Consider the following 13,055-nt stretch of genomic DNA (forward strand, 5'->3'; position numbering starts at 1 on the left):
GTTTACTTATTCCAAGTCTCAGATTATACACGCAAAACCCCTTTTTCTCGCTAGTCTTAACGCAGTTGTTGCGACGGATTTACGCAAATGTTGCGGCGTAATTCAGCCAAATTGGTAATTGTGGGATCAATCAGTTCCTGTATGATCACAATCGGAATGAAAATTGAGGTAAACGCATGTCAATGTGGAAAAAATCGTTCACGCTGGACAGTTTGAATCAAACATCCGTGAACACGCTCGTCGAGCATTTGGGAATTGTGTATACCGCGTTTGATGACCAGAGTTTAACGGCCACTATGCCGGTTGAACCGCGTACCCATCAGCCGTTAGGGATGTTACACGGCGGTGCCTCGGTCGTACTGGCGGAAACCTTAGGCTCGTTAGCAGCTAACATGTGCGTATCCGAGGACTACTACTGTGTTGGGCTTGATATTAATGCCAACCATATTCGCGCCATGCGCAGTGGTTATGTGATTGGGAAAGCGATCCCCGCGCATTTAGGTGCCACGACCCAGGTGTGGCAAATTGATATCACCGATGAGCGTGGTCGCATGGTGTGTACCAGCCGATTGACCATTGCGGTAATGAAGCATAAGAAAGCGAAGCAATAACATGAATATCACATTCTCTGAAGGCCGTATCATCGCAAACCAACATGAATTAGTGGTGCGATTAAATGGGCAGGCACGCGTCACCCTGCAAGCCATGGTGGATGACATTACCTTAATGGGACGAGGGGCTAACGTGATCACCGCAATGGGATCGGGTGTAAATTGGTCAGTGCGTCTAGATTCAGTTGAACAATTGCAGGAAGTTGCAGACGCGATTGGTATCGCGATTCAAGAGTGATCATAACAAGCTTGCAGAGCACTTATTCCTATAAAGTATTTTATCAATGATGTAATGATAGGTTTGTCATTAAATTGACGGCATTATTTTGCTTTTGTTTTGGATGTTTTGACACCGCTTATTATTGATAACATTGTATATACATTTGTGATTGATAATGATCCGCGCCAATTAACAACTTTTTGTGAGATCCCTCGCTCATTATTGACTTTAATGACCCAAAAATGGCGCCTGGCAAGGTATTGTATTACTCAAGGCGCCTTCGAATAATTCTTGAAAATTCATGGTTTTAAGGGTTATTCCTAGGGGGAATGAAAGTGCAAGAGTAATGAAGGGGTGCAGGTGAATAAGCAACAGCTAAAACAGATCGCTGAATTTGCCTACAAGACAATGTTCCGACAGGCTCCAGATTTAAGTGAAATAGAGGAAACCTTCTACGGTTGGGTGGTTTTCCTTTCTTCAAAGCAAGGTCGTGTTGTCGTGAAGTTTTCACGCGAAATTGGGCGACTTGCAAAAGAGCTAGAAGGACTTGAGCGCCTACGACGGGAAGTTTCGTGCACTGTGCCAAACGTGCTCTTTTTCGGGCGGGAAGAGGGCTATAACTACCTGATGATGGAATGGGTCGATGGCGTGCCAGCGCATCATTTACCGAATGATCCCAAAGCCATTGCCGCGTTCCGGGAAAGTTATCTGCAGTTATTGTTTACTTTGCATGAGCAGCATGCCGATCAAGGTTTTGAAATCGGGCAGGACAAATTTGCACAGGATTTACCTTCCGCGTTTGAAAGCTGGATGGGGCCGGTGTATCGCTATGTGATGAGTACCGGTTCGCCCTTTTCACCGCAACTTAAACAGGCGTACCGACGCGCTTGGGAAATGAAAAACGACATTTTATCGACGGCGTCTGCGGAATCTTCACTGATCCACGATGATTGCCATATCGGGAATGTACTGTTTGACCCAAAAACCTATCAGGTGTCCGCTATCCTTGATCCGTGTGATGTGGGGTATAAGCACCGTGAGATGGATCTTTTTCATCTTTATGATGTGCGACCTGAATTACAGTTGGCGGAATGCTATCAAAGCCATTGCCGGTTGGCAGACGGTTTTGAGCTGCGCCGTTGGTACTTCAGCCTGTGGGATGATGCCAAACACAGCCGCAATATGGGTTGGTATGATGAAGCGTGGCTGCAAAAGAAGTTCGATCACTTCCATCAGGCAATGCATCACTGATCATTTATGATCAATCACTGCTAACCCTCTCGCCTGGTACTTTCTTGTTGAATGCGCTGTTCAACAAGAAAGTGACAGTGCAGTCAGATTTGTGCGCCGCTTTAGGCGCATTTTTTGTATTCATCTATCATAAATAGCAACATGTGACTGATTTAGGGATGAAAACAATGAACCGACGCCTTGCTTGGCTTTCTGCCGTCCTGTTGTTGGCTGGTTGCGCGCAAAACACATCATCGCAGCAGGAAGGAGCCACTACCGATCCGGACATGATGCCTGACGGTATGATCTATCCCCCCAGCCAAGGGGAAACCACTGCGCCAAAAACGACACCCACAAGCACGCCGTCTGAGTCTGTGTTGCCTGAACCTGAAGTCACTCTTCCTCCTAAAGCGGTGGAACCGCCACCTCTGATCGCTAAACCGGAAACACCGAAACCTAAGCCAAAACCGCAGCCTGTGGTGAGAGTCACCCCTGATGGTAAGCTCATTTTAGGGCGTGAAGAGTGGGTGATGTTTCCGCAAGCGAACAACCCTGTGAAAGCGACCGTGGACGAAGGGGCCGCGATGTCGAGCATTGGCGTGACCGGTCTCACCGCCTTTGAGCGTGATGGTAAAGAGTGGGTGAAATTTAAAACGGGCGGCAAGCAGGTCGAGTTGCCGGTAGAGCGCTGGATGAAACCGAAAAACGGACAAGATCGGGAAGCGGTGGTGAAACTGCGCGCCAAGTTGGGTGATCTGAATGAGCTGACAGAATTTGTGCTGAAGGCCGGTAAAGGCATTGTGCTGGGCGTGAATTTTATTCGTGATGTGGCCATCGTCGATACTAAGCGGCAATTTGTGCAGCCGAAGGTCAAATAGCACTATTACGCTATTCTGCTATTTCTTCAATAAAACAGAAACGGCTGCCGAAGCAGCCGTTTTCTTATGGGATACGTGTTGTGATCACTGTGGTGAATACACCTTACAGCGCTTCCACACTCACTTCGTAGCTGGTGAACTTACGAATGTTGATCACGCCTGTGTCGAAAATCAGGTACTGACCTTTAATACCCAGTAACACGCCTTCTACCACAGGGTTTTTATCAAAGTTGTGAGAGCTGATCTTGGTCGGGTATTGCTGCACAGGGTAGTGGATATTCACAATGTCGTTATCCAGACGCTCAATAGCATCTTCCCCGAACTCCGCCAATAACTCGCTGATGCGCTGCTCAATTTCAGGCAGTAAACGCGCCGCTTCGGCTTTGAGGTCGATTTCGGCATTGTCGCCTTTTAGCATCGCGCGCCAGTTGGTTTTATCGGCTACTAATTCAGCCAGAGCGATTTCCGTCAAACCTGACAGGTAACGGGATTTCACCTTCAAAATCGCCAACGCCTGTGTCGCGCCTTGGTCAATCCAACGAGTAGGCAGCTGCGTGTGGCGGGTAATGCCCACTTTCAGGCCAGAAGTGTTCGACAGATACACATAGTGCGGCACCATACAGTGGGTTTCACCCCATTGTGGTTCACGGCAGGTACCTTTGGCGTAGTGGCAGGTTTCCGGCTTCATGATACACATGTCGCAGCGCGCCAGTGATTTCATACACGGAAAACAATGGCCTTGTGAATAGCTCTTCTTGGTTTTCTTACCACACGCATCACAGAAGATGTTGCCCGTGAAAGTCAGTCTGATTGGCTGACCAATGTGCGGATTTAAGGCGAAGCGTTGATCGCCCAGTGGCAGATGGTATTCAACCACATCCCCAAGCTGGGAGTGCAGTTTACTTAACGTTCCTTGCATGACTTTGCTCATTATTGTGTGTTTTGTTAGATCATACCAGCCTCGCTGCGGTTGTGCTGCAAGAATCCGATATCCTCCTTTTAGATGCACTGAAACTATCCCAATTTGCCACAAGTAAGGCAGTTTATTGCATGGTGCAAGCGGTTTATCGCACGAGAAAGGGGGTGTAGCGAAGAGGTTATGTAAATGTTTGTAATATGAGGGTGCACAATATTTACAATGATCGGCAACTTGCTATCATTTTGGCGAAATACCCATCAATGCTGAAAGGATACGTGTGCTTATCCCCTCAGCCACAAATGCCTTCAAGGCGACAATAATAGGGAAGTGAGTCAATGAAGAAAGTCATCGTAATAGCGGGAATGCTGTTTGCTGCCGGCGCTATCGCCAGCCCGTTTGAAAAGCCAAGTGAAGCGATTGAATACCGTCAGGCTGCATTTAGCATGATCGCCACCAACTTTGGTGACATGGCGAACATGGTAAAAGGCCGTAAAGACTGGGATCAGGCGCAGTTTAGCCAGCGCGCACAGTTTATCGCCCAGTTGGCACAAATGCCGGAAGAAGCGTTCCAGTTCAAAGGGGCTGAGGCGGGTGATACCACCAAAGCCAAGCCAGCCATTTGGTCTGACTGGTCAGGGTTTAATGCCAAGCTGACTCAGTTCCAAACCGACATGAACCAGCTGGCGAAAGTCTCTCTTGAAGGGGATGAACGCGCCACCAAGAAAGCCTTTGGTGTGGCCGCGAAGAACTGTAAATCTTGCCACAGTGATTACAAATACAAGTAATTGTTGCTATGTGTAGCAATAACGAAAGATGCCAGAAGCCGACGTGATTGTCGGCTTTTTATATCTAAAAAGTGTGAAAATAAATGGAAGTACTGATGTCGATTAGATATGTTGCTTTGTTTGTGTTAATGCTACCACTGTTTGTTAATGCTGGTGAAGATGAAGTTTCACCAGTCATAAATAATGATATTTCAGAGTGTGTGTCACTTGATATTAGTAAACCTTACCCATATAAGAACTTAACATTGATTGATATGTCTATAGATGTCAAAAAAGTCATTGGGTATTGTGGTTGTAAATCAGCAATGGCTAACATTCGTATTGATGGCATCTTGGATGAAAATTTCGCAGTCAAAGAATCAAGAAAAATAGCATTAGTCACTTCATTTGATAACACCATAAATAATATTCAAAAGGAAAATATGACTCTTGATATTAGGTGTGGTTCATACTGATTTTAAATAGTTGCCAAATAATAATTTGAGTATCTGTTCAATGGGATGCCAGAAGCCGACGTGACCGTCGGCTTTTTTGTGCCCGCTTAGTGACGGCGCCTTATTACGGATAGGAGTCATTGTGGCGCATGTTCAGAGACTTATACCCACTTAACATCAATAGCTTATGACTTATGCTAGAGTCGGTATCGATCCTGATTTTAAAGAAAAATGATAACCATGAATGCGCTAACCAACAGAGAAAAAAGTTTCATCACAGGCATGTTGTACGACCCTGACACCGAAGGCTTACCTGACGACAGAATGAAAGCGGCTGAGCTGTGCCACCAAATCAGCACCTGTTTTGATCGGGATGAGAAAAATGCCCTGATACAGCGTTTATTCGGCAAGGCTGATGAAACATCCAGCATCAATGGCCGGTTCTTTTGTGACTATGGCTATAACATCGAGGTGGGTAAAAACTTCTACATGAACACCAATGGCGTCATTTTGGATTGTGGCAAAGTCACTATCGGTGATTACGTCATGATTGGCCCTAATGTGACCTTGTGTACTGCTGGCCATCCGTTAGATGCCAAAACGCGTTATACCTACGAAGAGTTTGCCAAGCCCATTCATATTGCCGACAAAGTTTGGATTGGCGCCAATGTGATTGTGTTACCGGGTGTGAACATTGGTACCGGTGCCGTTGTGGGGGCGGGCAGTGTGGTGACGAAAGATGTGCCTGAACATACTGTGGTCGTCGGCAACCCTGCGCGCGTGGTGAAAGAGCATATTAACGGTTAATGGCAGAGATTTGGTGTAGAAGTTTGGCGCTGAAAGCGTGTTGCTAAATTCGAGAAACGTTGACCTTATTGAAAGAGGCATAATGACGCAGATTTATTTTGTATGCGGTTTTATCGGTTCGGGTAAAACCACTTATTCTAAAGCCTTGGCAGAAAAGGTGGGGGGATTTCGTTTCTCTATTGATGAATGGATGATCCCGCTTTACGGCGAACACATGGATCGTGAACTGTTCGACCGCCGTTTAGCGACGCTGCTACAGCTGTTTCAAGATTCCGCATTACAGCTTATTCCTCTTGGGATCCCTGTTATTTTCGATGTGGGTTATTGGCGCAAAGCTGATCGTGATACCGCTGTTGATTGGGCATCGCGAATGGGCGTTAACAATGAGTTGCATTTTTTGGATGTCCCATTTGATACCTGTAAGCAAAGGGCACTAGCGCGAAATGCGGATCTTGAGGGGAAGTCTTTTGAGATGACACCAGAGATGCTCGATCTCTTCTGGTCTTGGTTTGAAGTCCCTACTCCCAATGAGGACGTTGTTTGGGTCTAGCCAAAGTCGCACAGTTTCGTCGCCATAGTTCCGTTGCCATAGTTTCGCCGCATGGTTTCATCACATAGTTTCGTCGCACAGTTTCATTCATCAATGACAAAGAGAATATGCATTCATAGTGAAAGTGAATCAAGAATCATTATCGTAATGGATTCACTTGCGATAAAATACGTGGCGATAAAATGGAGCTTGTGTATGAATTCAAAATCAATGTCTGCTTTTTTTGCTGAAAACCTTTCCGCGCCACTGACAAACGTTCAGTGGTCATGGGGTTCAGAAAATGAAAAAGGGGTGTATCTGCGTATTTGGGCAGAAGAAGTGAAAGATAAGCGTGGGATGGTTTATGCCTGCGATCCTGCTGACACCCGATTAGGTCAAAAAGAGCGTTTGCGTCATATCAAGCAGATAGAGTCAGGGAAACCAGGCTATGTTGTCGTTATTACTGAAGGTCACGTGTCGAGCAGTGGCACATGGCGAATTGACCGATTTGAAGAGTGTATCTACCCAATATTGAATTTTAGCCGTAACGAGAACGGTGATATTTATGCGGACGTTGATTTTGACTCGCCTGTCTATCCAGAATTTATTGGTCAAGAAATTGATTATGCGGCGATTGAGCTAGCCGCATCAGCTTATCCCAAGGCATTAGAGACATTGACTAAAGCTACGACAAAGTTTGATTGGCAAGCAACAAAAGTCGATGAATCTACGGAGACGATCTTTCTGATCAGTAAAGACGGTACACAAAAGGCACAGATTCATATCCCAAGTGGAAAGTGGATGCGCTAAATCCTCAAAATTTGACGTTAAAGTGAAGATCCCTTACAGGTTAAGTGCAATGATGAATAAACAGCTTGTGGCTAAATGGTCTGAACAACTCAGCCAACCATTAGGACGTAGTGCATCAGAGATTGCCACATCGGGCTTATATTGCCACGATTTTTCTGCTGATTATGTAGAACTCTATTTTGAAGATGAATCTTACTGCAAGTTTAATGATGCACTGGTTATCTTGAATAGAGAGCAAAACGAAGTTGCCGTTTTCACCGAACATTGTGGATATTTTGAGTTTTCAAGTTTGGGTATGAGTATCTATACGTACAGCGATAAAGAAAAACACGTATTGATTGAATCTGACAGCATCTTCTGATGATGGGTTGATGCTCGTTGATGTGAATAGCGTCGTTATTCTGTGCCTCTAGCACCTGAAATCCTGACGCTATTTTCTACCCATACCTGCCATCAAAACAAATACACCACCACGTCTTTCGCCCAGTAGCTATAAATCACAAACCCAATCACCAAGAAAATCACCCAACCGATAATTCCGTTACGTAATTGCGGGGCAGGGAGCCCTTGTGACGGCTTTTTGCCGTGGATCATCGGCGTGATCAGGTTATCTTTTTTCAGTAAGTAGATGAACACAGCAGCGACATGTAAGCCAATGGCACCAAGCAGGACGTCGAAATTCAGTGCGTGCAGTTGTGTCATTTCACTGCTGGTGGCACTGCTGACTAAATAAGCCAGTGGCCCTTCCGAAATAATGTCGTCATTGGCAAAAAGGCCCGTCACCAATTGCGATAGCAACAGCAGCATAAAGAACAAGACCATATAGGCACCTGCTGGATTATGACCGTGTTGAGTGGTGGTATTGGGATGACGGAAGTATGCGAATACGGTGCGAGGGGAGCGAACAAATTGTTCAAACTGGGCGGTGTCACTGCCAAAAACGCCCCAGATCAGACGCGTGAGTAACAACGCCATCAGAAAGTAGGCAATGGAGAAATGCCAGTCCATCAAACCTTCTGTGCCGGTGTACCACAACCCCAATACCGATAATGCTTGTAGCCAGTGGTATCCACGAATGAATCCATCCCAAACCGGTAACTTAGTGGTGGATGTTGTCATGATGCTCTCCCTGCGATCGTGTATGACATTGACGACTCGGGATTATTTTACTCATAAGTTACACAATGGCAGTAACTCATTTTCATTGATTTACATTTCATTCCCTTTTCCTGTGGAGTGGTTCCAGAGTGGTTCCGGTAGGTCCCGGTATGGTTCCGGTAGGTTCAGATAGATACCGATATAGTTCTGGTCAATGCGGGCTTGCGTCGAGGTAGTTAAGGCACAGAGAAAAGAAAAGGGCCGAGTCGGCCCTTTATCAGTGTGTGAGGTCGTGGATACGTCCTGCTTAATCAGCGGTTTTCGATACGGTTATAATCAAGCAAACCGGCTTCAATGGGCTGGTCATGTTGATTGATCGCATTGAGTTCATCACTGAATGCCCAGAAGTTCGGCTCAGTACGTCGCACCCCGAATTTATCCAGTAATGCGCGGTAATCCTTCTCACTCTCTAGATGTTTCGCCTGAATCGCCAGTAACGGCAATTCAGATTCTTTCACACGCCAGAAAGCGCCTGGGTAGCTGCCCAATAAGCCACGGACTAAAGTGACGTCATCATTGGCAAACACACGGTTAGATTCTTCATCAAACAGGCTTGAGATGTTCTTGTGGGCACTGTTGCGGGCCAAGGTAAACAACTGTGGCTCCAGTGTTTTATTCGTTGGCTCGACCATGATGAACGTCAGCTCTGGCAGCAGTGTAGCGCGTTGACCGTGTAGTCGATCAATCTCTGACAGTGCGGTGATCGCTTGGGCAGAGAGTGGGGCTTCACGGAAGTCATAACGGTGCGGTGTGACCGGTGCCAATTTTGTTTTCAGGCGATCGAGCAGTTCACGTTTTGGATCCGCCGTGGTGTATTTCACCCCCGTTGGCTGATCAAATGCATTGATGTCACCTTGCAGGAAGTCACTCAAGTGCTGGTTTGCCCCTTGGTACCAATCAGCCAGTTCTTGCCGACGGACATCAGCAGGCAGCAGCGACAGGAAGTTCGATTCCCCTTCCATACGCAGGAAGTCCATGTACATCCGCGTGATGAGCTGGTGACCAAAGTTGCCGTACACATCAAAACCGGCCACAAGCAGATAGTGAATGCGTTCCAGTAACGAGTAGTCGATAACCCAAGCGGTTTTCGGCTGAGTACCCACCAAGCCTTTGGTAACTGTGGCGCTGTCAAAATGGCGGAACACGGTTAAGCTCGCGTGGGGATTCACACCATTGCCATCCCAAATCAGGTCGGTGGTCAGGTGTTCGCCATGCTTAAAGGTGTCGTTCATGAACGCATTTTTCGCGCGCAGGAAGCGACCTTGTTGTTTGGCATAGTTGATCCAGTTATGGATCGGCAGAGTGTTACTTTCGTGCTCTGCGGGTAAACGCAGGTTATGGGCCTGAGTTTGATAGAAGGCATCCACGCTTGGGGTATCCGCCATGGCCGGATCCACAAAGAACACCCAGAAGCGATCGTTAATCACGTTCAGCGCCAACTGACCACGACACACCGGCCCTTTAATGAAGCCCATGATGGTGTTTTGTGCGTTGTCGATCATGAAACGGTAACGGCTGTTCACCGGCAACTGACGGAAGGCTTCCATTGGATTCGCCGCTAATTCAGGCGCATAACCGGGAAGTGCCGATACCGTGTAGGTTGGGGCATAGAACAGTGCGTTATAACGTGACATTTTGGCGTTGTTCAGCGCGTACGGCATGTGGGTTTTGTCCACAATGGTTTCGCGTACTTGCTGGAAGCGGTAATACACACGCTTCACCCCCGGATCATCGTAAGGACGACGAGTACCGATAATATCGATAGGGGTGCCCGGAGCGGTACGTGAACGTACTAAGTTAAAGAAAACCGGTTTGTGTTTGTCATCATAGGATTGGTCATCAAAATACAGATGAGAAACAAACAAGTGTTCGTAAATGTAGCGGCTGACCAACTGTTGCTTCAGGCTGTCACCGTTTAGGAACGTTTCCCATTTGTCGACGTCTGCCAAGGTGACGGCATCAGGCGCAGGCACGCTGGCAATGTGGGCACCGGCAGAAAGCCAATTCATCAGTGTGGTGTTTTCCGCATCACTGATTTGCGGTAAGCCATACGGCATGCCCCATTCCGGGTAGTTTTGTTCATACTGGCCCATCTCTTCAATGGTTGGGCATTGTTGGTCACGATCGAGCGAGAAATCCCATTTATCATGATCCAGCACGGTTTGATCCGGCAGGGGATGAGACTGCTTCAGTTGTAGCAAACGCGCCATGACACCGGCTTGGGTGTTGGCTTCTGGCGATTGTTCACGCTCATTCAGGACCGCATTGAAACCCATGTTACGCCACTGCTCGGTGGTCTGTGCATCAATGAACATGCGGGTAGTGTTGGCCGCGAGCAGGCGTGTCCCTTCGTAGACCTTGGTTTTGTTGGCCCCCCGGTCGATACCTTCCGCTGAAGAGAGTTTCAGCTGACAGGGCGCATCGTAGCAGGCATGACAGACTACGCAGCGGTTCTCTAATAAGGGTTTTACTTCAGTGAGATAGTATTGTGCTTGTGGTGACAATGCGTTGGCAAGGCGTGGCTGAGGTGCCGGTTTACCGTAAAGCTGATCAAAAGTCAGTCCGGCGTAAACCGCACAGCCAGAAAATACGAGGCAGAGCAATACGAGTAAGAAGCGCTTTCGATGAAATAAAAATCGGGACATGAAAAGACTTAATAAGAACAAAGTGATAACGATGGGTATAAGTATATATGAACACCCAAAACCGAGGATGATATAAACAGATAGGCGCTGAATAGTGCTTTAACAAGCTCGATATTCAATGGTGCGGCGTTATCGGTGAATGAAAGAAAAGAGGAATTCGATAATAAAAAAACAGGGAGCGCGTGCTCCCTGTGGGGTATTACTTCTTGAAGATGTCCTGGAACTCACGCTTCATTGGTGGGTTCTGGCGGGCTTTCTTCAGTTGCTTACACATGTCTTTAACACAGTTGTGTAGCACTTTGTCTAGCATGACTGCTTTGTAGTCAGTGAACTCTTCGTCAGTCATGTCAGAAGGTTTCTCTGTCTCTTGCATTTCACCTAGGAAATCAATACCTGAGTAGCTCTGGCTTAGCGCGATTAGCGCGTGGAACTGCTCAAAGTTGTCCAGTACGTTTTGTGCGCTTGCTGGTAGCTGGTTCCATGCTTCGCGGGAAGTTGGCTCAGAAGCTTTGTAAACGTTGATCAGCATGTCCTGAAGCTCTTCAGGCACTTCTTCATATTGGATCACATGGCGTAGCTCAGGTGAGCAATCTTCCAGTGTATATGTCACTTCTTCAACGATTTGTTCTTCTTTGTTTTCGATATCAGACATCGCTAATTCCTACAGCATGAATTGTTTAGGGGGGGAATCCTATAGCCCTTTGAATAAATGTCAACAGTAACCGTACGTTGTATACATTTACACGTACATTGCGTAACTATAACTGCATACTTAGCAATAATAGTCATTTCACGCAAGTGTGTGGGCAAACCTGTTAGCTTTATCACGTTAGGGGTGAGATTTAGCTGAAATCATGGAACAAAACTGGGTTCTTTTTGAAGCTGTGCTATAAATACGTTATGCGAATAGCCAATAGATCAATAGGATACCTACATGGAAGCAATGCGGATTTTACTGGTTGATGATGTTCACATAGAGCGTATGCAGCTGGCGATGCGTCTGCAACGCCTGGGGCATGTGGTCGAAGCGGTGTCGTCGGGGCAAGAGGCGATTGATCGCTATTCAACGTTTGATCCGGATCTATTGCTATTAGATATCAGCATGCCCGACATGTCAGGTACGGAAGTCGCCGAGAAAATTCGTCAGTTATATCCGGAATGGGTACCCATTATTTTCCTGAGTGGGCATGATGAGCCGGAAATGATCGCTAAAGCCATTGATATGGGCGGGGACGATTATTTGGTGAAACCGGTGAATAAAATTGTACTGGCAGCCAAGTTGAAAGCCATGCAGCGAATTGCCGATATGCGCCATCAATTAAAAGAGGCATCGACTAAGCTGGAGAGCGCCAATGAAATGTTGTCACAGCAAGTCAATGAAGATGGCCTGACACGTATTGCTAACCGACGTTATCTCGATACAAAGCTGAATGAGTTCATTTCCTGGCATGGTCGAAATAACTTTCCTTTCACGATCATCATGATCGATGTGGATCACTTTAAGCCATTTAACGATCACTACGGCCATTTGGAAGGGGATCGCTGTCTGCAAATGGTAGCGAAAGAGCTGAAAATACAATTTAGCCGTGCCGGTGAGCTGGTGGCCCGTTATGGCGGGGAAGAATTTGTTGTTTTGCTGAGTAACTGCGACAAAACCCGTGCTGTACGAGAGTGTGAACGTTTAAAAGAGGCGATTCGCCAGTTGGAGATCCCGCATTCACAATCATTGACTTCCGATACCGTGACAGTCAGCCAAGGCATGGTGTCTTGGGTGCCGACAGGACTAGAAACGGCCGAAAACATGTATGAGATCGTGGATAAGGTGCTATACAAGGCCAAAGAGCAAGGTCGTAATCGCTTTGTTGCAGCAGAATTTACGTGATGCCGCTCATGACGTGAATCAGTTGATAGCGGCCGCTGATAGCTGCCAGAGTTCGGCTTTGTTGACGCCATACGAATAAGCAACAGGTTTCTCTCTTATTTGGCGTGAAAAAAGCGTAACAAAAATTCAATTATTTGATCTGGCTAA

General features: G+C 46.8%; 15 protein-coding genes. 11 read left to right on the top strand and 4 right to left on the bottom strand.

Translation table 11 applies throughout. The features are described from left to right. Positions 1 to 176: 176 nt before the first annotated feature. The 4 genes from ABT58_RS15275 (at position 177) to ABT58_RS15290 (ending at position 2,939) form a co-directional block, all read left to right on the top strand. Positions 177 to 611, top strand: coding sequence for a hotdog fold thioesterase (locus tag ABT58_RS15275; RefSeq protein ID WP_047875292.1), 435 nt, complete (start codon positions 177 to 179; stop codon positions 609 to 611). A gap of 1 nt (position 612) precedes the next feature. Beyond that, positions 613 to 849: a DUF3389 domain-containing protein gene (locus ABT58_RS15280; RefSeq protein WP_047875293.1), complete on the top strand. Its 237-nt coding sequence runs from the start codon at positions 613 to 615 to the stop codon at positions 847 to 849. 342 nt (positions 850 to 1,191) lie between these two features. Continuing rightward, entirely contained in the window at positions 1,192 to 2,082 is an 891-nt protein-coding gene (locus ABT58_RS15285; protein ID WP_047875392.1) for a phosphotransferase, read from the top strand. Positions 2,083 to 2,249: 167 nt separating this feature from the next. After that, positions 2,250 to 2,939 carry a putative ATP-dependent zinc protease gene (locus tag ABT58_RS15290; RefSeq protein ID WP_053063102.1) on the top strand — a complete coding sequence of 230 codons (690 nt, stop codon included), beginning with the start codon at positions 2,250 to 2,252 and terminating at the stop codon, positions 2,937 to 2,939. Between the two features lie 103 nt (positions 2,940 to 3,042). Here the strand turns inward: ABT58_RS15290 and ABT58_RS15295 are convergent, their stop codons facing one another. After that, positions 3,043 to 3,870, bottom strand: coding sequence for a DUF2797 domain-containing protein (locus ABT58_RS15295; RefSeq protein ID WP_205625325.1), 828 nt, complete (start codon positions 3,868 to 3,870; stop codon positions 3,043 to 3,045). 323 nt (positions 3,871 to 4,193) lie between these two features. On the opposite strand from ABT58_RS15295, the gene ABT58_RS15300 reads away from it, so the two are divergent. From ABT58_RS15300 to ABT58_RS15325, 6 genes are all read left to right on the top strand, one after another. Further along, a complete protein-coding gene (locus ABT58_RS15300) occupies positions 4,194 to 4,643 on the top strand; it encodes a c-type cytochrome (RefSeq protein ID WP_047875295.1) in 450 nt (149 codons plus the stop codon). An 83-nt stretch (positions 4,644 to 4,726) separates the two neighbouring features. After that, a complete protein-coding gene (locus ABT58_RS15305) occupies positions 4,727 to 5,098 on the top strand; it encodes a DUF2195 family protein (RefSeq protein ID WP_107204996.1) in 372 nt (123 codons plus the stop codon). A 219-nt stretch (positions 5,099 to 5,317) separates the two neighbouring features. Continuing rightward, complete coding sequence (locus ABT58_RS15310; RefSeq protein ID WP_053063103.1) at positions 5,318 to 5,884, top strand: sugar O-acetyltransferase; 567 nt, start codon at positions 5,318 to 5,320, stop codon at positions 5,882 to 5,884. A gap of 82 nt (positions 5,885 to 5,966) precedes the next feature. Then, positions 5,967 to 6,434 carry a P-loop nucleotide/nucleoside kinase family protein gene (locus tag ABT58_RS15315; RefSeq protein WP_047875297.1) on the top strand — a complete coding sequence of 156 codons (468 nt, stop codon included), beginning with the start codon at positions 5,967 to 5,969 and terminating at the stop codon, positions 6,432 to 6,434. 195 nt (positions 6,435 to 6,629) lie between these two features. Beyond that, positions 6,630 to 7,223, top strand: coding sequence for a hypothetical protein (locus tag ABT58_RS15320; protein WP_047875298.1), 594 nt, complete (start codon positions 6,630 to 6,632; stop codon positions 7,221 to 7,223). Between the two features lie 49 nt (positions 7,224 to 7,272). Beyond that, positions 7,273 to 7,584 carry a hypothetical protein gene (locus ABT58_RS15325; protein ID WP_047875299.1) on the top strand — a complete coding sequence of 104 codons (312 nt, stop codon included), beginning with the start codon at positions 7,273 to 7,275 and terminating at the stop codon, positions 7,582 to 7,584. Between the two features lie 92 nt (positions 7,585 to 7,676). Here the strand turns inward: ABT58_RS15325 and ABT58_RS15330 are convergent, their stop codons facing one another. The 3 genes from ABT58_RS15330 to ABT58_RS15340 all read right to left on the bottom strand — a co-directional run bounded on the left by ABT58_RS15330 (position 7,677) and on the right by ABT58_RS15340 (position 11,678). Then, positions 7,677 to 8,342: a cytochrome b/b6 domain-containing protein gene (locus ABT58_RS15330; protein ID WP_047875300.1), complete on the bottom strand. Its 666-nt coding sequence runs from the start codon at positions 8,340 to 8,342 to the stop codon at positions 7,677 to 7,679. A 290-nt stretch (positions 8,343 to 8,632) separates the two neighbouring features. Next, positions 8,633 to 11,026, bottom strand: a complete 2,394-nt coding sequence (locus ABT58_RS15335; RefSeq protein WP_047875301.1) for a fatty acid cis/trans isomerase — start codon at positions 11,024 to 11,026, stop codon at positions 8,633 to 8,635. Positions 11,027 to 11,225: 199 nt separating this feature from the next. After that, positions 11,226 to 11,678 carry a DUF3069 domain-containing protein gene (locus ABT58_RS15340; RefSeq protein ID WP_047875302.1) on the bottom strand — a complete coding sequence of 151 codons (453 nt, stop codon included), beginning with the start codon at positions 11,676 to 11,678 and terminating at the stop codon, positions 11,226 to 11,228. Positions 11,679 to 11,960: 282 nt separating this feature from the next. Between ABT58_RS15340 and ABT58_RS15345 the strand changes: the two genes are divergently transcribed. Next, a complete protein-coding gene (locus ABT58_RS15345; RefSeq protein ID WP_047875303.1) occupies positions 11,961 to 12,908 on the top strand; it encodes a diguanylate cyclase domain-containing protein in 948 nt (315 codons plus the stop codon). Positions 12,909 to 13,055 lie beyond the last annotated feature (147 nt).

The sequence above is a fragment of the Photobacterium aphoticum genome, from assembly GCF_001029435.1.
GTDB lineage: Bacteria > Pseudomonadota > Gammaproteobacteria > Enterobacterales > Vibrionaceae > Photobacterium > Photobacterium aphoticum.